At 44.4% G+C, this 20986-nt stretch carries 22 protein-coding genes, 28 tRNA genes and 1 pseudogene; 8 read left to right on the forward strand and 43 right to left on the reverse strand.

The genetic code is table 11. The features are described 5' to 3' along the window. Positions 1 to 50: 50 nt before the first annotated feature. The 4 genes from QUB63_RS07165 to QUB63_RS07180 all read right to left on the reverse strand — a co-directional run bounded on the left by QUB63_RS07165 (position 51) and on the right by QUB63_RS07180 (position 3165). A complete protein-coding gene (locus QUB63_RS07165; RefSeq protein ID WP_332944134.1) occupies positions 51 to 818 on the reverse strand; it encodes a phycobilisome rod-core linker polypeptide in 768 nt (255 codons plus the stop codon). Positions 819 to 930: 112 nt separating this feature from the next. Continuing rightward, positions 931 to 1809: a phycobilisome linker polypeptide gene (locus QUB63_RS07170; protein WP_332944135.1), complete on the reverse strand. Its 879-nt coding sequence runs from the start codon at positions 1807 to 1809 to the stop codon at positions 931 to 933. A gap of 204 nt (positions 1810 to 2013) precedes the next feature. Beyond that, on the reverse strand, positions 2014 to 2613 hold the full coding sequence (locus QUB63_RS07175; RefSeq protein ID WP_332944136.1) for a chromophore lyase CpcT/CpeT: 600 nt from the start codon (positions 2611 to 2613) through the stop codon (positions 2014 to 2016). Between the two features lie 18 nt (positions 2614 to 2631). Further along, positions 2632 to 3165 carry a phycobiliprotein lyase gene (locus tag QUB63_RS07180; RefSeq protein WP_332944137.1) on the reverse strand — a complete coding sequence of 178 codons (534 nt, stop codon included), beginning with the start codon at positions 3163 to 3165 and terminating at the stop codon, positions 2632 to 2634. Positions 3166 to 3501: 336 nt separating this feature from the next. Between QUB63_RS07180 and QUB63_RS07185 the strand changes: the two genes are divergently transcribed. Continuing rightward, the gene (locus QUB63_RS07185; protein ID WP_332944138.1) at positions 3502 to 4035 is read left to right on the forward strand and encodes a hypothetical protein; all 534 of its coding nucleotides are present in this window, start codon (positions 3502 to 3504) and stop codon (positions 4033 to 4035) included. Between the two features lie 443 nt (positions 4036 to 4478). On the opposite strand, the gene QUB63_RS07190 is transcribed toward QUB63_RS07185, so the two are convergent. Further along, positions 4479 to 4552, reverse strand: a tRNA-Lys gene (locus QUB63_RS07190). Positions 4553 to 4689: 137 nt separating this feature from the next. Here QUB63_RS07190 and QUB63_RS07195 point away from each other — a divergent pair. Both QUB63_RS07195 and QUB63_RS07200 read left to right on the forward strand, forming a co-directional pair. Further along, complete coding sequence (locus QUB63_RS07195; RefSeq protein ID WP_332944139.1) at positions 4690 to 5109, forward strand: XisH family protein; 420 nt, start codon at positions 4690 to 4692, stop codon at positions 5107 to 5109. Then, positions 5097 to 5441: a XisI protein gene (locus QUB63_RS07200; RefSeq protein WP_332944141.1), complete on the forward strand. Its 345-nt coding sequence runs from the start codon at positions 5097 to 5099 to the stop codon at positions 5439 to 5441. Before QUB63_RS07195 ends, QUB63_RS07200 begins: the two co-directional genes overlap by 13 nt. A gap of 195 nt (positions 5442 to 5636) precedes the next feature. Here QUB63_RS07200 and QUB63_RS07205 read toward each other — a convergent pair whose 3' ends face one another. Continuing rightward, positions 5637 to 6011: a DUF433 domain-containing protein gene (locus QUB63_RS07205; RefSeq protein ID WP_332944143.1), complete on the reverse strand. Its 375-nt coding sequence runs from the start codon at positions 6009 to 6011 to the stop codon at positions 5637 to 5639. A 558-nt stretch (positions 6012 to 6569) separates the two neighbouring features. On the opposite strand from QUB63_RS07205, the gene QUB63_RS07210 reads away from it, so the two are divergent. Beyond that, positions 6570 to 7388 (forward strand): hypothetical protein, encoded by an 819-nt coding sequence (locus tag QUB63_RS07210; RefSeq protein WP_332944144.1) that lies wholly within the window; start codon positions 6570 to 6572, stop codon positions 7386 to 7388. Positions 7389 to 7624: 236 nt separating this feature from the next. On the opposite strand, the pseudogene QUB63_RS07215 reads toward QUB63_RS07210, so the two are convergent. The 9 genes and pseudogenes from QUB63_RS07215 to QUB63_RS07255 all read right to left on the reverse strand — a co-directional run. Further along, positions 7625 to 7726 (reverse strand): annotated as a pseudogene (locus tag QUB63_RS07215) (hypothetical protein); the annotation flags it as partial. Then, positions 7727 to 7966, reverse strand: a complete 240-nt coding sequence (locus QUB63_RS07220) for a hypothetical protein (RefSeq protein ID WP_332944146.1) — start codon at positions 7964 to 7966, stop codon at positions 7727 to 7729. Next, positions 7953 to 8225, reverse strand: coding sequence for a BrnT family toxin (locus QUB63_RS07225; RefSeq protein ID WP_332944147.1), 273 nt, complete (start codon positions 8223 to 8225; stop codon positions 7953 to 7955). Before QUB63_RS07225 ends, QUB63_RS07220 begins: the two co-directional genes overlap by 14 nt. Positions 8226 to 8410: 185 nt before the next feature. Beyond that, entirely contained in the window at positions 8411 to 9640 is a 1230-nt protein-coding gene (gene tuf, locus QUB63_RS07230) for an elongation factor Tu (RefSeq protein ID WP_332944148.1), read from the reverse strand. A gap of 204 nt (positions 9641 to 9844) precedes the next feature. Continuing rightward, a tRNA-Ser gene (locus tag QUB63_RS07235) sits at positions 9845 to 9929 on the reverse strand. Between the two features lie 81 nt (positions 9930 to 10010). Continuing rightward, on the reverse strand, positions 10011 to 10580 hold the full coding sequence (locus tag QUB63_RS07240) for a 3'-5' exonuclease (RefSeq protein ID WP_332944149.1): 570 nt from the start codon (positions 10578 to 10580) through the stop codon (positions 10011 to 10013). 195 nt (positions 10581 to 10775) lie between these two features. Continuing rightward, on the reverse strand, positions 10776 to 11156 hold the full coding sequence (locus QUB63_RS07245; protein WP_332944151.1) for a type II toxin-antitoxin system VapC family toxin: 381 nt from the start codon (positions 11154 to 11156) through the stop codon (positions 10776 to 10778). Next, positions 11153 to 11371, reverse strand: a complete 219-nt coding sequence (locus QUB63_RS07250; RefSeq protein ID WP_332944153.1) for a hypothetical protein — start codon at positions 11369 to 11371, stop codon at positions 11153 to 11155. Before QUB63_RS07250 ends, QUB63_RS07245 begins: the two co-directional genes overlap by 4 nt. A 99-nt stretch (positions 11372 to 11470) precedes the next feature. Next, positions 11471 to 12043 carry a dihydrofolate reductase family protein gene (locus tag QUB63_RS07255; protein WP_332944154.1) on the reverse strand — a complete coding sequence of 191 codons (573 nt, stop codon included), beginning with the start codon at positions 12041 to 12043 and terminating at the stop codon, positions 11471 to 11473. Between the two features lie 353 nt (positions 12044 to 12396). Between QUB63_RS07255 and QUB63_RS07260 the strand changes: the two genes are divergently transcribed. Further along, positions 12397 to 12561 carry a ribbon-helix-helix domain-containing protein gene (locus tag QUB63_RS07260; protein WP_332944155.1) on the forward strand — a complete coding sequence of 55 codons (165 nt, stop codon included), beginning with the start codon at positions 12397 to 12399 and terminating at the stop codon, positions 12559 to 12561. Positions 12562 to 12901: 340 nt separating this feature from the next. Then, a complete protein-coding gene (locus QUB63_RS07265; RefSeq protein ID WP_332944159.1) occupies positions 12902 to 13132 on the forward strand; it encodes a hypothetical protein in 231 nt (76 codons plus the stop codon). Positions 13133 to 13568: 436 nt separating this feature from the next. Here the strand turns inward: QUB63_RS07265 and QUB63_RS07270 are convergent. The 12 genes from QUB63_RS07270 to QUB63_RS07325 all read right to left on the reverse strand — a co-directional run bounded on the left by QUB63_RS07270 (position 13569) and on the right by QUB63_RS07325 (position 16758). Then, positions 13569 to 13654: transfer RNA gene (locus tag QUB63_RS07270), tRNA-Ser, on the reverse strand. A 415-nt stretch (positions 13655 to 14069) separates the two neighbouring features. Then, positions 14070 to 14144 (reverse strand) — tRNA-His (locus tag QUB63_RS07275). A gap of 4 nt (positions 14145 to 14148) precedes the next feature. Further along, positions 14149 to 14221, reverse strand: a tRNA-Ala gene (locus QUB63_RS07280). A gap of 209 nt (positions 14222 to 14430) precedes the next feature. Then, positions 14431 to 14507 (reverse strand) — tRNA-Ala (locus QUB63_RS07285). A 7-nt stretch (positions 14508 to 14514) separates the two neighbouring features. Continuing rightward, positions 14515 to 14588, reverse strand: a tRNA-Arg gene (locus QUB63_RS07290). A 449-nt stretch (positions 14589 to 15037) separates the two neighbouring features. Beyond that, positions 15038 to 15110 (reverse strand) — tRNA-Arg (locus QUB63_RS07295). Positions 15111 to 15116: 6 nt separating this feature from the next. Beyond that, positions 15117 to 15191 (reverse strand) — tRNA-Val (locus tag QUB63_RS07300). Positions 15192 to 15196: 5 nt separating this feature from the next. Beyond that, positions 15197 to 15268, reverse strand: a tRNA-Gly gene (locus QUB63_RS07305). A 186-nt stretch (positions 15269 to 15454) separates the two neighbouring features. After that, a tRNA-Gly gene (locus QUB63_RS07310) sits at positions 15455 to 15525 on the reverse strand. Between the two features lie 57 nt (positions 15526 to 15582). Beyond that, complete coding sequence (locus tag QUB63_RS07315) at positions 15583 to 16425, reverse strand: TIGR02452 family protein (RefSeq protein WP_332944161.1); 843 nt, start codon at positions 16423 to 16425, stop codon at positions 15583 to 15585. 92 nt (positions 16426 to 16517) lie between these two features. Beyond that, positions 16518 to 16589: transfer RNA gene (locus QUB63_RS07320), tRNA-Thr, on the reverse strand. Between the two features lie 95 nt (positions 16590 to 16684). Beyond that, positions 16685 to 16758: transfer RNA gene (locus QUB63_RS07325), tRNA-Leu, on the reverse strand. Positions 16759 to 16901: 143 nt separating this feature from the next. Here QUB63_RS07325 and QUB63_RS07330 point away from each other — a divergent pair. Continuing rightward, on the forward strand, positions 16902 to 17534 hold the full coding sequence (locus QUB63_RS07330) for a hypothetical protein (RefSeq protein ID WP_332944162.1): 633 nt from the start codon (positions 16902 to 16904) through the stop codon (positions 17532 to 17534). Between the two features lie 148 nt (positions 17535 to 17682). Here QUB63_RS07330 and QUB63_RS07335 read toward each other — a convergent pair. The 16 genes from QUB63_RS07335 to QUB63_RS07410 all read right to left on the reverse strand — a co-directional run bounded on the left by QUB63_RS07335 (position 17683) and on the right by QUB63_RS07410 (position 19904). After that, positions 17683 to 17756: transfer RNA gene (locus tag QUB63_RS07335), tRNA-Pro, on the reverse strand. A gap of 4 nt (positions 17757 to 17760) precedes the next feature. After that, positions 17761 to 17835 (reverse strand) — tRNA-Leu (locus QUB63_RS07340). A 23-nt stretch (positions 17836 to 17858) separates the two neighbouring features. Next, a tRNA-Leu gene (locus QUB63_RS07345) sits at positions 17859 to 17935 on the reverse strand. A gap of 29 nt (positions 17936 to 17964) precedes the next feature. Beyond that, positions 17965 to 18038, reverse strand: a tRNA-Gln gene (locus QUB63_RS07350). 58 nt (positions 18039 to 18096) lie between these two features. Next, positions 18097 to 18171 (reverse strand) — tRNA-Asn (locus tag QUB63_RS07355). A 6-nt stretch (positions 18172 to 18177) separates the two neighbouring features. Beyond that, positions 18178 to 18250: transfer RNA gene (locus QUB63_RS07360), tRNA-Phe, on the reverse strand. Between the two features lie 4 nt (positions 18251 to 18254). Then, positions 18255 to 18341: transfer RNA gene (locus tag QUB63_RS07365), tRNA-Ser, on the reverse strand. A 4-nt stretch (positions 18342 to 18345) separates the two neighbouring features. Next, a tRNA-Arg gene (locus QUB63_RS07370) sits at positions 18346 to 18420 on the reverse strand. 191 nt (positions 18421 to 18611) lie between these two features. Then, a tRNA-Tyr gene (locus tag QUB63_RS07375) sits at positions 18612 to 18693 on the reverse strand. Between the two features lie 13 nt (positions 18694 to 18706). Then, positions 18707 to 18781 (reverse strand) — tRNA-Lys (locus QUB63_RS07380). Positions 18782 to 18786: 5 nt separating this feature from the next. Next, positions 18787 to 18861: transfer RNA gene (locus QUB63_RS07385), tRNA-Glu, on the reverse strand. 7 nt (positions 18862 to 18868) lie between these two features. Then, a tRNA-Trp gene (locus tag QUB63_RS07390) sits at positions 18869 to 18943 on the reverse strand. A 3-nt stretch (positions 18944 to 18946) separates the two neighbouring features. After that, positions 18947 to 19021, reverse strand: a tRNA-Ile gene (locus QUB63_RS07395). A 205-nt stretch (positions 19022 to 19226) separates the two neighbouring features. Next, positions 19227 to 19436 carry a hypothetical protein gene (locus QUB63_RS07400; protein ID WP_332944164.1) on the reverse strand — a complete coding sequence of 70 codons (210 nt, stop codon included), beginning with the start codon at positions 19434 to 19436 and terminating at the stop codon, positions 19227 to 19229. A 132-nt stretch (positions 19437 to 19568) separates the two neighbouring features. Then, a tRNA-Cys gene (locus tag QUB63_RS07405) sits at positions 19569 to 19642 on the reverse strand. Between the two features lie 189 nt (positions 19643 to 19831). Beyond that, positions 19832 to 19904 (reverse strand) — tRNA-Asp (locus QUB63_RS07410). Positions 19905 to 20154: 250 nt separating this feature from the next. Here QUB63_RS07410 and QUB63_RS07415 point away from each other — a divergent pair. Continuing rightward, the gene (locus tag QUB63_RS07415) at positions 20155 to 20922 is read left to right on the forward strand and encodes a glutathione S-transferase family protein (RefSeq protein WP_332944166.1); all 768 of its coding nucleotides are present in this window, start codon (positions 20155 to 20157) and stop codon (positions 20920 to 20922) included. Positions 20923 to 20986 lie beyond the last annotated feature (64 nt).

Raw genomic sequence — 20986 nt, forward strand, 5'->3', positions numbered from 1 at the left:
CCACAAAAAATCAATTTACTGCTGGGATACTCGCCCCATCACTCTATGGCTTAAACAACTTCGGTGATGCTGACAATTTTTCCGCCAGCGCGATGGATGCGCTGAATTTGCGGAGTCATCTTCGCGCCCGAGACAAGATATTCAGTGTTACTCACTCGGCGAGGGCTATCAAATTTAGCTCCCCTGACTGAAATCTTGAACATTTTTTCGGTGGCATCTTTACGAGCACTAAGACGACCGCCTGTGGTTGGTAAAGTAATTTTGTTACCACTATTACCAGCTACGAAGTCAACTAAGCGAGAAGCGGTAAAAGCACTGTCAACTCCCGCATAACCTTGATACAGGGAAAGGGTGCGATTGTAGCCAACTTGCTTTTGTCCGAGTTGACTTTTTGCCCCTTGATAATAAGGGACTGTATTTTCGCCAAATTTGTCCTGATACTCTTGACTGTCGAGGTAGGAATCAATTTCTGCATCGTAGCCTTTTTCGATACAGGTGCGAATATGCTCGGAAAGTTCTGCTTGGTCTAAGGGAGCGCGACCTAACAAATGTTTAAAGTTTAGCTCGACAAAGCGGTAGGGAGCGCAGGATTCAAAATACCGACTGCGATAGAAGTCAGATTTTGCGACAGCGCGCACAAATTCCCGTACCGTTATCGCACCATCGCACAACTGCGATTCTGCCACAGTCAGGCGTTCGCTTTCCATCACGTGGGGATTCCCCAACACTTGCTTGTAAACTGCCCGAATTACGGCCTGTGTATCATCCGAACTAGCAGTAGACCAAAGTTCTACTGGCGCATCTAAAACCACACTCATTGAGTTTCTCCTAAGACTAAATAACGCTTCAAAACAGGGAATTAAGGATTGTCTACAAACACGCTCAGGGAGGTAATTCCCCAAGTCGTGAAGCTAGAAGTTTAAACGGTTTCTAGTTGACAGCAGTGATGCTGGCAATTACGCCGCCTTGTTTGTGGATGCGTTGATATTCTTGGGAAAGTCTGGAAAAAGGCACTACATAAACCTGGTTGCTCTGCCGAATTTTTTGAACCCGATTCTTAGCAGAAGTGCGATAGCCAGTCACTTCGATACGGAAAACCTTACCTTCGTCACCAGAACCCACGACGTTGTAAACACTTTTAGCAGCCCGCTGTCTATCGGGAAATGACCAACCATCCCCAACTGAACCGCCGGAAGGAGGAATGACTGCTACAGGGGTTTCTTGAATCACGTATTTGTTCAAAACTGGGGTTTTTCCAGAAAGACTTCCTTTGAAATCGCTGCTGGAAGCACCGCGCAAGAGAGCAAACATATGAGTAAACCCAACCATGTTTTGTCCTGGTTGGGTTTTGTAGCCTCGGTAGTAGGGAACGATATTTTCGCCGTAGGCGTTTTGGTATTCATCGCTGTCGAGGTAAGAATCAATATCTGCCTCGAAGCCTTGGGTATCTAAGATAGTGCTATGAGCTCTCATCTCTTCTAGGCCATCGGGAGCGCGACCGAGAAGATGTTTGAAATTGAGTTCAATAAACCGATAGCGAGGACAAGTATCGAAAAAGCGAGAACGGTAAGCGTCGGATTTGGCAAGAGCGCGGACAAATTCGCGTACACTCAATGCACCACTTTTGAATTGCGATTCAGGAATTGTCGCCCGTTCGCTTTCCATGACGTAAGCATTACCCAAAACTTGCCGGTAGACGGCACGAATAATGGTTTCTACTTCTTCTTGTGAACGTCCTGGAATCAGTTCTAAACAGGGTGTTTCTTCAAATAAACTGACTCCAAGTCGAGATGCAGGTCCAAAAACCATTTAAAAAATCTCCACTATTGTGTTATGTGAAAATTTACCATAATTAGATGTTATATTAGAAAAGTTTACATAATGTAACATTTCGTGCGACCGGGCTGTTTCACGTACTACAGGCAGGTGCTTTTTTTTTCCAGGAGTGTGTTGGGGGAATAGGTGTGGCTGTAGTATGTGCTGCGGTCGCCTGGAAATTCGTCGGCGGCAAAATTAGATAGGCGGTAGCTCTCCGGCAAAACTTTGGCGCTTTTCAAACCGTAAGGAGCCAAAATCTGAGCCCCAAATCTGTTGGTGAGTATTTACATCCATACCGCGATCGAGACTGCTCCAGGTTGTGGAGGTAATTTCTACGTCGCTGATGAGGTAGGTTGAACAACCTTTTTTTTCGATGAGACACTGGTTTCCTGGCTCTACACTACCGCGAAACATTTCTCCGTCTCGTTTGAAAACCATAGAGCAATTGTAGCGCCGTTGAATGCAATCTGGTTTAATTGTCTTGAGAATGCTTAATTCCCGTGCTGCTCCGGCGTACTGTACTGGATCGTTGAGACTATAATTTTCAATATAAATTTGTTCTCCTTGGTCTATTAATTTGTGGACTCCTTGACGGTAGGGAGTCCACATATCGTGGTCATAAACCTGTTCGGAGTAAAAGCCAATGGCATTGAAAAACTCAAAGGGTAAGGGCCGGAAAAATATATGAATGTGGGCAAATTGTTGTGGTTTTTCAAAGGATTGTTTGTAGTTGCTGAAATCCCCTGCCATCCAATGAGCCAGAGTGATTAAATCATTGGTTTTAACTGAATTCATAAGCTGTTTCCTCCTTTCTTATTTGCCGGAGAGCGATCGAATTTCTGAGGAAAATGATGCGGTTACAACTCCACTTCCTTTACTGGTTTTGATCAGGGAAACACGAAAGCGCAGGTTGGGATTGGCGAACCAAATTTTTTCTTCGGCGGCGGCGTTATCGTAGCTTGTGAGCAGGACAAAGGTGCCATCGTCTGTGATGTGATAGTCTGCGGCGGCGGGAATGGTTTCGGCATATCCTTGGTCTCGCAGTAATTTACCGCGATTGGGGACTGTCGGATCTGGGATTGGTACGAGGATACAACTGCCTTTCATTTCAGCGTTCTCATCCCAATCTGACTGGCCTTCCCATGCCATCCCAAAGGGGTTTACTGCTTGGGCTGGGTCAATTTTGTAGGATTTGCAGAGGTCGATTACCGCAGCATCATCGGGTGAGAGTGCAACGATATCAATGACTGACTCTATGGCTTCAAAGTGTCGGAATGTCAAGTGATGGGCGCTGCGCTGCGATCGCCATTGTCCGAGGGAATTTTCAACAAATTGCTGGATGTTCATGGAAATTATTGTACAAGCTCAATGACACAAATATTCTTTCCAATATTTTAAGATTGACGAGCTCGCCACAGCTTGCGGGTAGTGGGATTGTACTATGTTGTTTGAGGATGGGAGTAGAAGGACTTGAATTACACCCCCTCACTTAATTAACGAGTTTACGTCATTTCAGCCCATAAATCACTCATCTCAAAAGACTTGTTTCCGCACTTGAGTGGAAAACGAGCGCTTTGCCGTAAGCTGTACACAATAAGCAGACTCAACACTGTGAGTCAAGTGAGCGAAAAATGAGCGAAAAATCTAAATCAGTCACTGTAAGCACCTCAGCCGATTACCTGATTGGCTACGATTGCTGTAGTAGGGGATAAAACGACACTGGATACCACTACCAAAACAGGCTACCGCTTGACGGTTCCGATGTTACCACCTACTCACCCTAATCTGATAGAACAGTTGGAAATTAAAACGGGGGAACCACCGCGACTCAATATGGTTTCAACTAATCCGCAAACAATAGTCGGAAAATACATTAAATCGGCTCGAAATTGTTTAAAAAGTTGGAGCAAGTTTACTCAGACTCACGCATTGCGACACCTAGCTAACCTTAACGGCATGATGGGCGGGGTAAGTCTTGAGACTCGTGCCATGAGCTTAGGTCACAGCCCAACAATGAATGACACAGTTTACAAGAAACGACAGACTACTAATACTACTATTGGCTTGTTAACTAAATCAGATAACCAAGCTATTCCGCTAGGTTCTGCTATCAAGGTACTTAAGCAGCTAGGCGCTGACACAGGAAAGATTGCTCTATTAGCTAGCGTCTACAACGTTAATCCTGACAGAATCACTGAGTTATTAAACGACATCTAACCCATCAACGTACCCAACTCTAACCTAACCCGCCTTAACCCGGCGGGTTTTTTATTGGCATTTTCCCACACGGCTAGCCATATGGCTAGCCATCCTGAAAATACATGACACACTACCTCCAAAGGTGAATAATGCCATTTTGCTTTTTTTATTTTGGCGTTTTAGGTCGATTTTCTTGTTTTCTGGTTTAGACCGGGTGAGCGATCGCAAAAAGTGGCGCTGTAGACATTGTGTCTACATATGTAGACAGGTTGACGATGAACCGTCTGCCCAATAAAAAACCCGCCTGGTTAGGACGGGTAATAAATCTTAATATTAGGGGCTGTTATGCCTCTCTTTTTTGGTTAGACTAAAAAACGAGATGAGTGGAAAATGAGTGGAAACCGTTAACCAGAGATTGAGTGAGATTCCTAAATGGCTTAGCCATAAGGCTTAGAAAGCGATGGGAGTAGAAGGACTTGAACCTTCGACCTTGAGATTAAGAGTCACCTGCTCTAACCAACTGAGCTATACTCCCGCATCTAAACTACCATAACACAACTGTTCTGAAAAATCAACTATTTTTGTAAATATTTGCGGCGATCGCGCGATCGCGAGTTTTGTGTAAGGGCGATCGACCCCAGCTAAAAGCCAGCAAGCTACTATAGAAGCGCTATGCCTGCAAAAGACATTTATCACCAAACTGTTAAAAATGCCCTCATCAAAGATGGCTGGACAATAACCCACGATCCGTTGCGAATTCGTCTAGCTCGCGCCAGAAATTTGTTCGTCGATTTAGGAGCAGAGCGAATGCTTGGAGCTGAACGCGGGACAGAAAAAATAGCGGTTGAGGTAAAGAGTTTTATCAGTCTTTCAGACATGAAGGATCTCGAACAAGCTACTGGTCAGTTTGTGCTGTACGAGCGCTTGCTGAAACGCTACTATCCCGAACATTTGCTGTTTCTTGCAGTTACCGCAAACATCAAACACAGGGTGTTTGAAGAAGAAGCAGGTCAAACTTTAATTGAAGATGGTATCATTCGTTTAGTTACCTTCGAGCCTGCAGAGGAGGCGATCGTGCAATGGATTCATTAAACCTTCAATATCGCGACATCGTTGAAAAAATCCTCCAAGAATATATCGATTTTCTCGGTAATGACGACCTAGCTGAGGTCAAATTAGTGTTAGACGAAAAGCGCGATCGCTATTTGTTAGTCGAAACAGGCTGGCAAAACGGTTATCGCATTTACGGAAATCTGATCCACATTGAAATTATTGACAACAAGCTTTGGATCGAACACGACGGTACGGAAGATGGAGTTGCTTACGAGTTGATGGCGGCGGGAATTCCTGAAGAAGATATTGTTTTGGCTTTCAAATTGCCGGAACTGCAAAAAGAGCGATCGGCGGCGATTTCGCGATCGTGAGCGATCGACCTTATTCTACATTTAATTTAAGGGCGATCGATCGACTAAACTTGATACAAAAAACCGCAGATGTAAGGCCCATCGACACAGATCGACGCAGATAATTTCAAGAGAATTTGGGAATGAGTGCGAGCGATCGACTGCCAAATAGGATTGATTATTCACAGAATAAAAAATTGCTATCGCTCGAAAAACTCATGCTTCCGATGCGTGCTTTGCTTTCTGTGCCTGAAGTTTTGCCCAGAGAGCTTCTGTACCGGGTTTCGGCGGCAGTTGAGCGATGCCAGCAAAATGTTCGCGATTGCGCTCTTCCCAATACTGCCGATTTTCTTCTGCTATTTGCAAAACTTCTTGATACTCGGCTTCTACTCGATCGCGATTCGCTTCAATGTAGGAAAGGGCGACATTGACTTGTTCGTCTGTGAGACAAAGCTTTTCGCGGATCAATTTGGGCGGATAACTGGGGGTGAGGTAGTCCATCACGTCGTATAGGGTGATGCGCGTACCTGCGATCGTCAGTCCGCGTTCTGTTCGGATAATGCTTGTTGGAGTGTTCGGTGCCGAAGTCATACTCGTAACCTGTAGGCGATCGCTTCTATAATATCTTAGGAAATAACGAGTTTGTTTTTTGTAAGCTCATGCTTAGAATTGTAAGCTGGATAACGAAAATTTTTACTAGGTCTGTAGGTAGGAACAATCCCGATTCAGAAACCCTCTCGCTTCTGAACGATCCTAAATTTGTATCAATTTTGGAGTCAGCCAAGGAACAAAAAGGAAAAGGAGGATTTTCAGAGTCAGAAATGATGCAGTGGTTAGAAGTAGAATCAACTAGCGATGTATAAGCTCGATCGACCTTACTCAATACCTGATTTAAGTGCGATCGCTCGGATTCCACATTTTAAATTACTTCAATACTAACTCAAACATAATTGTACTAATTAGTAAGGCGGGCTTTTACCCACCCTACTAATTTTAGCCGCTCGCGCTCTAGCCTACTTGAGAATCTTGGAGACGACACCGGCACCGACAGTACGATTTCTATTGGGGTATCTACAGGATTGACTTCTGTAAAACATCAAGATACAGTCGTATTGCGAGGAAATATATACTTTTGGGAGCGATCGCCTTATGAGAAACAATATAGTTGCACTATTAGATAGGTTAGCGTGGCTTTTAACAGCAGCGATTGACATTATATTCCTCACATCTATAGGCAATTATCTGAACTATCGTCAAGGGACACCGGGTGAGTGGGTTTACTGGTTGATAATGATAGCTCTGGCGCTATATCTTCTGGGTATCTACACGATTGCTCTAGTTACTCGACAAGTTTCAAGACAAGAAATGGCAATTGAGCCGTCGTTTCTGGTGTTAGGTTGCATCATCGGTTTGCTGGTGGGCTGCTTAGCTATGTATCTCTACTCAATCTCGACGATGCTACAGAAGTTGAATTGGTCATTTAAGCTTTTAGATTTGCCGTTTTTGCTATCTTTTTTAGGAATTTGTCTTGCTGGGAGATTTAAGCGGAGTAAATCCACAAGCAATCTAAACTTTTCATTGTTGAGAATTTTAATTCCGTGCGCAATCTTTTTAACATTTATCTTGGCTACCAACCACGGTTTTCCTGGTGTAGCAGCACCTGCTGAGGTTCGACAGCAATGGGCGTACAAAGAATTTTGGAATTATGGCGGAGTTGTGGATTCAATCAAAAAGTGTCAGCCCATCATCAAGCGAGTAGGCAGCGTAAAATTGGTGGCACCTACCCAAGGTTCAAACAATGTTTCGTTCGATCCCGGTAGTTCAGGTCATTCCGGGGAATTCACCCTAGAAGTAGTTGGTGAGAAAGGTAGAGGTGTCGCTAATTTTGACTTTCATATCGGTACTTTCGTCTCAAATGTTCGATTTACTTATCAGAAGAGAACAGAGGAACTATCCTGCAGGAAATAGAAGAAATCCAAATACGACGCTATTAATAAACGAGCTCGGCTCAACATTCATGTACGTATTGTAGCATCATGCGTTTTTTGAACGCAACTGTGTTGTGCAGGCACGAACGTTATTTCTATTGACTAGCGATCGCCGCACTAACCATCTTACAACTGCGCCCTTACAAAGGGGCAAACAGAAAAGCCAATTACTCGAATAGGTTTGGCTTTTCTGCTACTTATCAATTCAGCAACATCCTACCGCTGAATCTTAGAAACAACGCCCGCACCGACGGTACGATCGCCTTCGCGGATGGCAAAACGCATACCTTGTTCGATCGCGATTGCCCTCACTAACTGCTAGCCATCCCCTCTAATATTACCGACAGAATACTTATTGTCTTTCATAACTCTCATCAAAAATCTTAGAGCTTCATTCACTGCTTGAGAGTCAGGAAATATTTCTGCAACATCTGGTTCCAGATGAACGTTCAGCCCGCCAAAACTTTTTCGTCCAGGGCCTAACTTTCTCACTCGCAAGCTCTTCAAATCGTATTCCGATCGCAGATCGTCTTCCATATCTGTTTCAGCCTTCTTCATAAACTTCTCGCTCCCCTCTGGTTACTTCTCTGGCGCTAATTAAACGAATTGCATCGCCCCTTTCCGTATACGACACTATTAATAAACGACCTCGGCGCGATGCTCCAATAATAATATATCGATCTTCCTCATCAGAATGGTCTGGATCGTAGAAATCGACATATAGCCGATCGTCAAAAACAGTTTTTGCCTCTTCAAAAGAGACTCCGTGCTTTGACTGATTTGCCGCTGCTTTGTTTTCATCCCACTCAAAATTCATGTACGTATTGTAGCATCATGCGTTTTTTGAACGCAACTGTGTTGTGCAGGCACGAACGTTATTTCTATTGACTAGCGATCGCCGCACTAACCATCTTACAACTGCGCCCTTACAAAGGGGCAAACAGAAAAGCCAATTACCCGAATAGGTTTGGCTTTTCTGCTACTTATCAATTCAGCAACATCCTACCGCTGAATCTTAGAAACGACCCCCGCACCGACGGTACGATTGCCTTCGCGAATGGCAAAACGCATACCTTGTTCGATCGCGATCGCCTGCATCAAATCCACAGTCATCTTAACGCGATCTCCCGGCATTACCATCTCGATCGCCATCCCATCATCGGCTGTAAAAGATGCGATCGCACCCGTAACATCCGTTGTCCGCACGTAAAACTGAGGGCGATATCCAGCAAAGAAAGGAGTTCGGCGGCCACCTTCTTTTTCCGACAGCACGTAAACCTCTGACTCAAACAAAGTATGAGGTTGAATTGAACCGGGTTTGACAATTACCATTCCCCGCTCAATTTCGTGCTTCTGGATGCCGCGCAGCAACAAGCCGGCATTATCGCCAGCAATTGCAGAATCAAGAATTTGCTGGAACATTTCGATGCTGACAACTTTGGCGGTGCGAGTGTTTTGGATTCCCACCAATTCCACAATATCGCCTGCTTTGATTTGACCGCGTTCGATTTTTCCTGTCGCGACAGTTCCCTGACCTTTGATGGAGAAAACATCTTCCACAGCCATCAGGAAAGGTTTGTCAATATCGCGATCGGGCGTCGAAATGTAGGAGTCGATCGCATCCATCAAATCGTAAATGCCGTCAACCCAATCATCCTCGCCGCGCTGAATCTTGGGATTAGCAGTCATCTTTTCCAGCGCTTTGAGTGCCGAACCAGCAATTATTGGAACATCATCGCCGGGGAAACCGTAAGAACTCAGAAGTTCGCGAATTTCTAATTCTACTAACTCCACAATTTCTTCATCGTCCACCATGTCTTTCTTATTCAAAAAGACCACCAACTTCGGCACTCCAACTTGCCGCGCTAACAAGATATGTTCGCGAGTTTGAGGCATCGAACCATCTGTTGCCGCCACAACCAGAATCGCACCATCCATTTGAGCGGCACCCACAATCATGTTTTTCACGTAGTCGGCGTGGCCCGGACAATCAACGTGTGCGTAATGGCGATCGCCCGTTTCATACTCAACGTGAGCCGTATTAATTGTGATTCCCCGCTGCTTTTCTTCAGGTGCAGCATCGATTTCATCGTACTTTTTAGCCTTGGCGCGACCCAGTGCAGCTAGCGTCATGGTAATTGCTGCTGTTAGGGTTGTTTTGCCGTGGTCTACGTGACCGATCGTACCGACATTGACGTGGGGTTTTTTCCGTTCAAATTTGGTGCGTGACATTACATTTTATTCTCCTTTGGAGTTGACAAGTAAAGATTTGAATTTGACGATCGATCGGACTTGTGCATGGGACTCAGAAACCGGGTTTTTCGCGAGTATTAAAGGCGAGAACCCTAGATTTTTGTAAAAAACCCGGTTTCTTTGGCGAGTGCGTCAGTCTCGATCGAGATTGAATTAAATTCTCAATGTCAAATTCAAATCCAACGGAAAGTGGAGGAGTCGAACCCCTACAGTTTTCACTGCACTCTGGTATTCCAAACCAGTTGCCGTCCGCACAGCAGCACTTTCCACGTTTTTGGAACCGCAGATGAGGGCGGATTAACGCAGATTAACGCAGATGGAATGCGTAATTTGTGAGAAATATGAAAATTCAGCTAAGCTTTTTTTGACCTAGAATATAGGGCAACAATTTAGCGATGTTTCTAGCATCGTCAATCCCTCGGTGATGAGTTCCTTCTAGCGGTAAACCTGCAAGTTCCAAGGCTTTTTCCATGCCGTACCGTTTTGGCAAGCCTTGGGTTTCTGAAAACACTTTTTTGAGATTGACGTGAGGATAAGCAATGGGAAAAGGGAGTTGATGAAAATTGCTATCCTTTTTAAATTGTTTGCGATCGAAGTCTCCCCAGGAACCAAATACACCGTTTGAGTAACCAGACAGCCAGTTTTTCAGCATAGCGCTTGCTTCGGGGTAAGTTGGAGCTCGATCGACTTGCGTTTGGGCGATCGATGTTAACGACTTGCAGAATTCGGTGAGAATGGGATGGCGTATGGGTTTGACGAAGCTTTGAAATTCATCAACGATTGTTAGCGTCTGTGGCTCTACCATAACTGCTCCAATTTCGATAATTTCCATTTGATTTCGGGCGATCGATCCTGTATCGCAGCAGGTTGCTTCCAGATCGAGCACTAGATAGTAGTTGAAGTGTTTTAAATTAATCATAAATTTCACCTAAAATGTTTGGTGTTTTCAACCGCAGATTAACGCCGCTGAACGCAGATAAATTAAGATAAGGATTAACAGCAGATTATTGACTGGGATTTCTCAAAATACGATATAAATATATGAGAACAATTTCTGATAAAAGCAATGCTGCAAGCAACAGAATATCTTTACATTGTGAAAGACGAGCGGAGATTACAACAATTTTACATCGTACTGTTTGAACCTATCGTCACGTGTAATGATAGTGTAGTCTTCTGCTTGGGCTTGAGAAATAATTAGACGGTCGAAAGGATCTTGATGGTAAAAAGGGAGATTTTGCAGTTTATCGTAATGGATAAACTTAGTTTCTATGATTTTAAACCCCTGGTCTATCAGAAATATTTCTAACTCCGAAACAGAAATAGACAAAGATAACTTACCGATGCTGATTTTGATAGTCAGTTCCCACAGGCTAGCTTGGCTGATATAGATTTCATGTAGAGGATTAGCAATCAGCGATCGTATATTTTCATCAAGCCGATCGTTACCTTCAACAAACCAAATTAGAATGTGAGTGTCAATTAGATATTTCATGGCAACATATATTCTTCAAAACCAGGAGGTGTTTCATCAAAATCATCTGCAACGTAAGTAAAAATTCCTTTACCACAGCCAAATTGACGAGGTTTGAGGATAGCAGTCTTTTCAGGTGACTTTTCTTTCAGTTTTTGGACTTCGTTTAAAAGTTGAATATCCTTTAATAGCAAAATCCACTGAATCAATTCTAATTTGAGAACTTGAATGCTCATGGCTTCTATGTTGAATGATTAGCAAATCTAGACTTATTATAAACCAATCCATTCCTGGATGTACGACCGGATGCTATTTGATGCGATCGCCCAAACACCTCATTTTTGCAATCGATAATGCAGCAGCATGAAACCGTTACTGTAGATTTTGCGATCGACCAATTCCAGATTTGTAGGTGCGATCGCCCTCGCAAACATCGGAATTCCCGCCCCAATGACTACCGGATTCAATTTTACAATCATCTCATCAATCTCAGAAACAACCGTTGCCGCTAACTCACCGCCACCGCACAGCCAGATATCTTTACCCGTTTCCTGCTTCAATTCCTGAACCAACTCAACAGCATTGTCCGAAACCAGTGCAACATTCCCATCTGGGCTGGCTTTCAGACTGCGCGAAAAGACATACTGCTTCAAGCTGGGATAAGGATTAGTCAAACCCACATTTAGCCCGACTTCATAGGTTTTGCGTCCCATCAAAACAGCATCAAATTGCTTGTTACCTGGGCGAATGTCTAGTGCTTGGTGAAGGTGCGCCGGAATAGTTTCGGGAAAGCGCTCGAACAAATCGGCGAAATGCTCTCCTGACATCGGAAAACAATCAAATGAGCCATCTTCGCGAGCAATAAACCCGTCAACGGTGGAAGCAACGTAATATATTAGTTTTCTCATATTTAACCTCTTTATTTGTTTGCGGGCAGTTTCGCTGCTGTAACTATTTTATCAGGGTGCGATCGACCCATTGGTGTCAACAAATACGCGCCCGCCCGCAATCCGCCAGGGAATTAATTCCCTGGCTAATAGCTGAAGTCCTCTAAAGAGGACTAAAGAATTTATTAGTTTTCTTAGTCCTCTTTAGAGGACTTTCGCTTTGAGGCAGGGTTTTAAACCCCTGCCGGACTGCAGGTGTAATGCGATTTTTGACACCAATGCGATCGCCCGCATCCCTACAGACAATTGCAGTAAGGCGCGATCGGTACTCCGAAAGAGGATAAGCTGGTTTCAACTAAACATGACTGCTTGAAATGGCTGACAAAGAAGAGACTGCTGTGATTAAAGTCACAGTTCCCAAGAGTTTGCACGAAAAACTGAGAAAAATCTCCCAGCAGACTGGAGTTCCTATGTCCACTCTGCTAGTCATGGCGGCCGTCAAGGAATACAACCTCGTGGACGAACCCGAGGTTAAGTAACTATTAGCCCGATCGCAGTACCCTAAGACATCCTTACGGTATATTTATCGCCTCAAGGCAGGATAGACAGATAATCAGGGTAGTTTACTGTCTACTGAAATGACCGCGAAAAAGCAAGACACAGTTTCTCTTAAAGTCACTATGCCCAAAAAGATTCATGAAAAGCTCAAAGAGCTATCAGAGAACCGAGGTATCCCAATGGCTACCTTACTGCTCATAGCTGCCATAGAAAAGTATAACCTTAACGGCGAGAAGAAAGACCCCTAAAAGCGGTCGAAAAGCGGTCGAAAAGGCGTCGATTATGGTACTATTAGTGTCATACTCTCATGGAGCGCTGATAATGACCCAAGATAAACTCGAAGCCCTTGTCGATGAACTCGGCTTAGTGGCTGTCGTTAGCCTGCTGGCAACTATCTGCCACAACAAAGCCCGAGAAACCTTGTGCTTAAAGGGACAAGGGGCTACTACTTATACAGCGTGGAACAGCAATGGCTTCTTGTTGAAGCAGTTGATGACCCGACTGCGCCCGATCGGCAGTGGCGATCGCGATGTAAACCTCAACGTCAACTGAGGTTCTGAAATTCAACCCGTGCAAGTTCGTAAAGCATTGGTTTTAGTCGGTTAACTGCCGGGTATGTATGCTTTAACTGTTAGGGCACGGGTTGAAATTTCTCGCTTTTGAACCTTGAATGGAGAGGACGGGACTCGAACCCGCATCGATCGACAGCAACTTTCAGGAAACGCGCTTCCTTACTGCCCGCAAGCAGACGGGAACTGCCCCCATCTCGGACTGTTAATTCCTTTCAGTGCATCTGCAACCCGCTGCCAGTTTGCGATTTCAGGGAACGTCGCGAAGCAACTTTTTACCCTACTCAACAAACGCGATCGTCCTTTTGAGAGCCGCTTTACCTAGTTTTTACGGTGCCATTCCATTTAGGCGACCTCCCCAAAGTTCCTATAGTTAAAGGATAGCAAATCTCTTTGCAAAATCCCAGAATATTTCATTAAGGAAGATGAAGGAATCGAACCCTTACAGGTGTTACCTGTACCCTTGTTTTCAAGACAAGTTGCTGACCATTTAGCGGCATCTTCCATGATGCAAAATATCCATGATTCCTGCAAACTACATAGGACTTACACACGAGTGGTCAGAAACCTGTTTTTTTTACAAAAATCCTTCCACTCACCAGCATATTAGGTAAAAAACCCGGTTTCTTTGGTATTAATGCGTAAGTCTTGACTACAGGAAATCCACCGGGAAGGTACTGCCCCTTCTACCTCTGCGTTATCAGCACAGTTCCTCGCTTCTCGGATTCCGGTGGTGATATCAAATCCCTCTCATATCGAGCGGAATCGGTAAGGACACAGCAGTGCTGAGTCCCTACAATTATCGCTGCAATTAACCGGATTTGATATTAAAAGGAAGATGAAGGAATCGAACCTTTACAGTTGCCTGTACCCTGGTTTTCTTGCGCCTGTTGCCAACCGTTTAGCGGCATCTTCCAAGGGGTATCCGACGGGACTCGAACCCGCTAATAACTAGCTTCACAGGCTAGCGTCTCGACCGCTTCGACTTCAGACACCGTATGGAATCAAGGAGAATCGAACTCCTAACCTCTTGCGTGCAAGGCAAGCGCTCTACCAATTGAGCTATGACCCCTTATACTATTTTATATTTTAGATTTTAGATTTTAGATTGGGGATGAGTTAGTGGATATGGGTTGGGAGATTGCCCACAGTTGAATTAGTTTTTTAAAGTGGTCTTAACTCGCCCCTAACCCAAATTTTAGACGAATATTCTAGCTGCCCGATTGATTTGTGAAATCAATCTTAAATCCCCAATCCAAAATCTAAAATCTAAAATTGGTATGGTGGATTGCGGTCGGATTTGAACCGACATCTTTCTAGCAGCCAGCTAGATGCTTTTCCAGTTAAGCTACGAACCCCAGACAGCAGGAGCGGTAGGACTTGAACCTACAACATTCGAGGTAGAAGCTCGACACTCTATCCAGTTGAGTTACGCTCCCGTATTTTTTGTTTATTTGCGATTCCCTACGGGATAGCTGCGCACGCGCGTACTTTGCGTGCAAGTTATCAGAGCATTGCGTTTTCTCAGTTACTAGAGGGACTGGGCCGATGAGTTGCGACACACTCTTTAAAGGATGGCTACTTTTAAGCAAACCTGCCGGGCTCATTGCACTCCTCGTTCTCAAACGCCCGCTGATTTTAACAGCGTTACCTTTCCTCTCGTACTAAAGTATGTAGGCTCCAAAGATTGGGACACGCACTCATGCGATCGCTCTTAACATAAGACTTACGCATCAATGGTCAGAAACCGGGTTTTTTACGAAAATCGTTAGTTGCCGTCAACAGATTAGATAAAAAACCCGGTTTCTTTAGCCTGATACGTAAGTTTTGCAATATAAAAAATTAACCATTCAATGGAATCAACCTCCTTAAAATCAAGCAAAAACAACGAGAGTGGTAGGACTCGAACCCACAACATCCGCGTCCGAAGCGCGGCGCTCTATCCATTGAGCTACACTCCCATAAATTGGTAGTCCTGGCAGGAGTTGAACCCGCAACACCTTGCTTGTAAGGCAAACGCTCTACCATTGAGTTACAGGACTACAAAAGCGGATGATGGGACTCGAACCCATGCGCTGAGAATGGCATACTCAGATGCTAACCTTTACATCACACCCGCAAACAAATTTGATATTTTAGTTTACGTGTAACAGTCAATTGTCAACAATTATAAAACCTCACTTTCAACTATCAACTGTCAACTGTCAACTGTCAACCCAACGACTGCGCTCAGCGCGCAAGCTGTCAACTGTCAACCATCAACTGTCAACTGTCAACTGTCAACTGTCAACTGTTGATTTAGCCAAGCGGATAACGAGGCTCGAACTCGTGCCTAGAGTTTGGAAGACTCGAATGCTACCGTTACACCATATCCGCGCGATCGAAAATCTAAAACTGCTTTTATAGACGGCTCATCCTCATTAAAAATCTCCATTAATTTGAGGAAAATCGACTATCAAATTCTGCCAATATTTTTCCTTCTTCGCTAGAGTCGAGTACAGAAAATAGTACGCTTTTGAATCTGCCGCAAAATAGACCTTTTGGCAATAATAAATCTGCAAACATCTGAGCTACCATAGATGGATCGTTTCTAAATACACCACATCCCCAAGCTCCTAAAACTAGCGCATCGCAACCTTTGTCAACAGCTAAAGCCAACAATTTTGCACCGCGTCCGTACAGAGTTTCGCGGATTTTTCCCGTACTTTCTGACTCTTGTCTCCAAATCTGACCGGCATTGGGAGCACAACTGGTGATGAAATCTACAAGATAAGGTTCCTCAAGTAAAGTTCCATCATCTTTGCGGAATACTGAACAGCCGGGAGAGTAGATCAGTCGATCCGAGTAGAGCAGCGATTTATGAGAGCGATGATACTCGTAGTATTTGGGACATTTTAAAAGGCTTTTGTACAGTGCAGAACTGCGTGCTAAGCTCTCTTCTTGTGCTTGAGCGCCTCTGATGAATCCACCACCAGGATTTTTAGCAGAAGCGAAATTTAGGACTCCAATTTTTTCAAATTTGTGCGATCGCGCTATGCGTTCTGCTCCCACCAGCGTCGTCTCATTCCTCACCATAAATTCGGTGTTCGAGAATTGGGGAGTACCTGAGAGAATATTTTCCTGAATCGCTGACAGGGCTTCGGGTTCGTAGTATGCCGTCCCAGCAATACAAGATGCTAATTGGCGATCGATCTTAACCTGCTTCCCTTCCGGGGACAAGTAGTAACCATCTTCGAGAATTTTTAGGGTGTTTTGGGCGATCGCAATTCGTTTCATGCTTTTGACTCGGATTTGCTACAAAAAATTAGGGCTGTAATTTCTATTGAAAAGTTAGCACAATTAGATAGACTCCTTCTTATTTTAGTACAAGCAGGTGGCGAGAGTTGAACTCGCATAAAAGCTTTACAAGAGCCTCATGTTGCCAATTACATCACACCTGCATTTTTGGTGGCGGGGGCAGGAGTTGAACCTGCTATGAAGAGGCTTATGAGACCTCCAAGCCTACCCAGGCTACTTCACCCGCGATATCACCAAATACCCCTGGCTGGCCTCGAACCAGCAACCTCCTCGTTCTAAGCGAGGCACCTCTTCCAATTGGGCTACAAGGGCAAAATTTAATTGAGCAATCGCTCTACTTGATTGAGCTACACCAGCATTTAAGCAGATAGCTAGATTTGAAATTATCATTTTTTCGACATGACTTGAAACTATCAAATTATATTATAATTTTTTTATTCACATACCTCACACCTATGATTAACAAAGTAGAAGTTGTGTGCGATTACTGTCAGAAGCCATTTACTCGCTGTACCAGCAAGTATAACCAGGATGTAAAAAAAGGTTGGAGGCAGTTCTGTTCTAATGAATGCCATTGGTCAGCTCAGAATAAAAGAAAACAGGTTGTTTGTGGCTGGTGCAATACTATTTTTATCAAAGAAGAAGCCCAGATTAAGCAAACTAAGAATAATTTTTGTTCTCGCTCCTGCTCTGCCAGTTATTCAAACAGAAACAAAACCAAAGGCAATCGCCGATCAAAATTTGAAATATGGCTCGAATCTCAGCTATCCCTACTTTATCCAAACCTAGAAATACATTACAACCGTAAGGATGCTATTAACACCGAGCTAGACATTCATATTCCCTCGCTCAACCTAGCTATAGAACTGAACGGAATTTTCCATTATCAGCCTATTTATGGAGACAAAAAATTCTGCCAAATTAAAAACAACGATCGCAAAAAACTTGAAGCTTGCTTAAAAAATGGGGTAGAACTTTTGATTGTTGATACTTCTGACTTTACATACTTTAAGGAAGATAAAGCTCAAAAGTACCTACAAACTGTTACTCAAGCGATCGATAACAAGTTGGCTAACCTTAAAATATAAAAGGAGTTGACTTATTACGATTTGAGTAGTGAAATCGCCACATTTCACGCCTTTAGGTATAATACCTAATACCCCTGACAGGCCTCGAACCTGCAAAAACACTCGTTCTGAGCGAGTGATGTTTTCCAATTACATCACAGGGGTAAAGTCGGGATAGCAGGATTTGAACCTGCAACCTTCGGCTCCCAAAGCCGCCGCGCTACCAAATTGCGCCACATCCCGTTCATGCTCCTGGTGAGACTCGAACTCACAATAAAACAAATTTTAAGTCTGCCGCGTATGCCAATTCCGCCACAAGAGCAAGTAGAAACTTAGTGAAAAATTTGGTACTCCTAGTGAGGCTCGAACTCACACTTTACAATTTTTGAAACTGCTGCCTCTTCCAATTGGGCTACAGGAGCATAATTAATCTGCTTTGGCAATAGCAGAACTGGGACGGCAGGGATCGAACCTGCATTTTGCCGCTTTCAAAGAGCGGTGCCATACCAATTAGGCGACATCCCAATAACATTTACTCAACTTACTAAACTATGATTTACCAACTTTTTAACCCTTTGTAAAATGGCTGCCTCAGTAGGACTCGAACCTACAACCATCACGTTAACAGCGTGCAGCTCTACCATTGAGCTATGAGGCAACGCAATCCCCCAAGTCAGTGTCGAACTGACGGCCTCTTGTTCTTCACACAAGCGCTCTACCAACTGAGCTATCGGGGGAAAACGGAGAAGGAGGGATTTGAACCCTCGACGGGTGTTAAACCGCTCTTTCTTAGCAGGAAAGCGCCATAAGCCTCTCGGCCACCTCTCCTTAGCGAGAACGGAGGGATTTGAACCCCCAAATCTTCAGTTGCGCAGACTGAGTTGTTGTCCGATTACAACACATTCTCTTGTTTTACAACTGCATATTAACTACACAGGACTTACCCGCGAGGGTCAAAAACCCGGTTTCTATCTCAATATCTCTCGTAGAGATGCAAAATTTTTCTCAGAAACCGGGTTTTTTGCGCAAGTTACAATCTCAAATCTCAAATCTTAAATCTTGAAATCCAAAATCTAAAATCTGAAATCTAAAATCGCATGGGTCGGGCTGGAATTGAACCAGCAACGCTTTAAGCTACTGTTTTACAGACAGCTACCCACACCAATAGGAGGGCCGACCCAAGGTTGAAAATTTGGTAGGTCGCCGAGGAATTGAACCTCGATCCATCCGCTTAAAAGGCGGCTGCAAAACCATTCTGCCAACGACCCACACAAAGTGCTGACGGGAGTTGAACCCGCAAATCACTTGGGTGAAAACCAAGCGGCTTAAACCATTTGCCTACAGCACTAAAAATTTGGCACAGGAACTGAGATTTGAACTCAGAATGCTGGTTTTGGAGACCAGAGTGTTGCCAGTTACACTATCCCTGCTTGTGGTAGCAGCGGCGGGATTTGCACCCGCATTGACCAAGGTATGAGCTTGGGACTTTACCATTAAGTTACGCTGCGATATGAGTTCAAAGAAACCGGGTTTTTTACCCTTACTGCGGGCTACGGCAAAGAATTTCGTAAAAAACCCGGTTTCTAACTACCTGTGCGTCCAGAGCTGTGTTGTTTTGTTCCTTTTCAAAGCTAAAAACTGCCATTAAAAGAGTGTTGATTTCATCTTTTAATTTCTCGTTTTTAAACAAGTAAGCTTCGGGAAATTCGCCGCTCAAACTTGGGCATCATCTCGCAGTTGCCAAACCAATTTCTGAGCTTCCCATGCCGCATCAAGCTGTTGCAAAGTAGCATCAACGTCTTGAGAATAGCTGTCAGCCAGGGATTTTTGAACGAACGCAGTCAACTGATCTTCCAAGCTGGCATTATTATTTGATACATCGTTGGGGATGAACTTTGAAATAACGGTAGTTTGGGTCTTCATAACTTCTAACCTCCGTCCATGTCTATTAGGTTTTGTTTCCTCTGTTTTGTAGAATGACAGACCTGACTGTGTGTACCCTAAATAATTAAATTTCGTGTAATTTATGTAATTTTTAATTACGATCGGGAACAGAGGTTAGGGCGGGATTTGAACCCGCGAAATTCGGTTTTGCAGACCGATGCTTTGAGCCACTCAGCCACCTAACCAGGGAATCCCAACGGAATTTGCAGGCGAACCCTTTCCGAAGGGAAATCGCAATTATCTCGTTTGAAATATTGCTGTGCAATCTCAAATCTTAAATCCCAAATTTTAAATCAGAAAATCCCAAATCAGAAAATCGAAAATCAGAAAATCCTCAATCTAAAATCTAAAATCTAAAATCTAAAATCACCTCACGGGGCTGACGGGTTTCGATCCCGCTACCTTCGCTGTGACAGAGCGACGCTCTCCCAATTGAGCTACAACCCCACAAGATTTTTGTTTGGACGGGGTGGCGGTTGATTCCGCGTACTACAACCCTAGGGGGTTATGGTTGCCGGAGTCTACACCGCCAATGTCCAAAAGTATGTAACATTGTTAATTTCCTATTCAGTTGTCAAGGTTCGTATTGCTTTTGGGATTAAGGTTTGAAGCTCTTTCCCCTTCGCCATACATTTATACTACATTGCGTGTTACAAGACTGTCAAGGGGGTAATACAACTTTTTTTGAAATCTTTTTTTGAAATGGGGTGTCGATCGCCCTCGCCCAACACTCCCACCCCCCAAAACCCACGGAAAATCAACACATTGGGCTGCTAAACTGGTGGTGTCGCCCGAGGTAAATCTGATGCTGAAACTGTACTACACTCCGATTTCTCTGAATTCTCGCCGCGTGTGGGTGGCACTTCTGGAAAAGCAGATTGCTTTTGAGCCGATCGAACTCAACCTCGACGGCGACCAATTTGGACCCGATTTTCTGGCAATCAACCCCTTCCACCGCATACCGGTGTTGGTGGACGGAGATTTAACTTTGGTGGAGTCGCTGGCAATTCTCGATTATATAGATGCGAAATATCCGACACCCCCACTGCTACCGACAGAGGCGAAAGCCTTGGGAATTGTGCGGATGGTGGAAATGGTGACGTTAAATGAACTGTTGCCGGCAATGTTTCCGTTAACCAGGCAAATGCTGGGCGTGCCGGGAGACACTGAGCAAAAGTTGGCACAGTCAGAGCAACAGATATTAACTGTGCTGAGGTTTTTTGAGGGGCTGCTGGCCGATCGCACTTTTTTTGCGGGCGAACAGTTTTCTTTGGCGGAAGTGGTGGCGGGCACTGCGGTGCCTTCTGTGGGGATGTTTGGCATATCTTTGGATGAGTATCCCAAGTTGCAGCAGTGGGGCGCGAGACTTGCAGGGCGCGAGAGTTGGGTGCAAACGGAGGTACCTCAAGCGCAAGTTGCGGCGAAAATCCCAATTATTCGGGATTTACTCGCGGCAAGGCTTTAAAGATATACCCGGCGATTGAAATCGCGGCTATACAAACAATGTCCACCTCCGCGGACTCAAAAAA

This window comes from Microcoleus sp. ARI1-B5 (assembly GCF_036705795.1).
Classification (GTDB): domain Bacteria; phylum Cyanobacteriota; class Cyanobacteriia; order Cyanobacteriales; family Microcoleaceae; genus Microcoleus.

Bases quoted from the DNA above. Each gene is read 5' to 3' on its own strand.
- tuf (WP_332944148.1), bottom strand. From the start codon at position 9,640: ATGTCACGCACCAAATTTGAACGGAAAAAACCCCACGTCAATGTCGGT.
- QUB63_RS07250 (WP_332944153.1), bottom strand. From the start codon at position 11,371: ATGAGCATTCAAGTTCTCAAATTAGAATTGATTCAGTGGATTTTGCTA.
- QUB63_RS07170 (WP_332944135.1), bottom strand. From the start codon at position 1,809: ATGGTTTTTGGACCTGCATCTCGACTTGGAGTCAGTTTATTTGAAGAA.
- QUB63_RS07265 (WP_332944159.1), top strand. From the start codon at position 12,902: ATGACCCAAGATAAACTCGAAGCCCTTGTCGATGAACTCGGCTTAGTG.
- QUB63_RS07330 (WP_332944162.1), top strand. From the start codon at position 16,902: ATGATTAACAAAGTAGAAGTTGTGTGCGATTACTGTCAGAAGCCATTT.
- QUB63_RS07195 (WP_332944139.1), top strand. From the start codon at position 4,690: ATGCCTGCAAAAGACATTTATCACCAAACTGTTAAAAATGCCCTCATC.
- QUB63_RS07225 (WP_332944147.1), bottom strand. From the start codon at position 8,225: ATGAATTTTGAGTGGGATGAAAACAAAGCAGCGGCAAATCAGTCAAAG.
- QUB63_RS07260 (WP_332944155.1), top strand. From the start codon at position 12,397: ATGGCTGACAAAGAAGAGACTGCTGTGATTAAAGTCACAGTTCCCAAG.
- QUB63_RS07245 (WP_332944151.1), bottom strand. From the start codon at position 11,156: ATGAAATATCTAATTGACACTCACATTCTAATTTGGTTTGTTGAAGGT.
- QUB63_RS07200 (WP_332944141.1), top strand. From the start codon at position 5,097: ATGGATTCATTAAACCTTCAATATCGCGACATCGTTGAAAAAATCCTC.
- QUB63_RS07220 (WP_332944146.1), bottom strand. From the start codon at position 7,966: ATGAAGAAGGCTGAAACAGATATGGAAGACGATCTGCGATCGGAATAC.
- QUB63_RS07175 (WP_332944136.1), bottom strand. From the start codon at position 2,613: ATGAATTCAGTTAAAACCAATGATTTAATCACTCTGGCTCATTGGATG.
- QUB63_RS07400 (WP_332944164.1), bottom strand. From the start codon at position 19,436: ATGAAGACCCAAACTACCGTTATTTCAAAGTTCATCCCCAACGATGTA.
- QUB63_RS07165 (WP_332944134.1), bottom strand. From the start codon at position 818: ATGAGTGTGGTTTTAGATGCGCCAGTAGAACTTTGGTCTACTGCTAGT.
- QUB63_RS07205 (WP_332944143.1), bottom strand. From the start codon at position 6,011: ATGACTTCGGCACCGAACACTCCAACAAGCATTATCCGAACAGAACGC.
- QUB63_RS07255 (WP_332944154.1), bottom strand. From the start codon at position 12,043: ATGAGAAAACTAATATATTACGTTGCTTCCACCGTTGACGGGTTTATT.
- QUB63_RS07210 (WP_332944144.1), top strand. From the start codon at position 6,570: ATGAGAAACAATATAGTTGCACTATTAGATAGGTTAGCGTGGCTTTTA.
- QUB63_RS07315 (WP_332944161.1), bottom strand. From the start codon at position 16,425: ATGAAACGAATTGCGATCGCCCAAAACACCCTAAAAATTCTCGAAGAT.
- QUB63_RS07240 (WP_332944149.1), bottom strand. From the start codon at position 10,580: ATGATTAATTTAAAACACTTCAACTACTATCTAGTGCTCGATCTGGAA.
- QUB63_RS07180 (WP_332944137.1), bottom strand. From the start codon at position 3,165: ATGAACATCCAGCAATTTGTTGAAAATTCCCTCGGACAATGGCGATCG.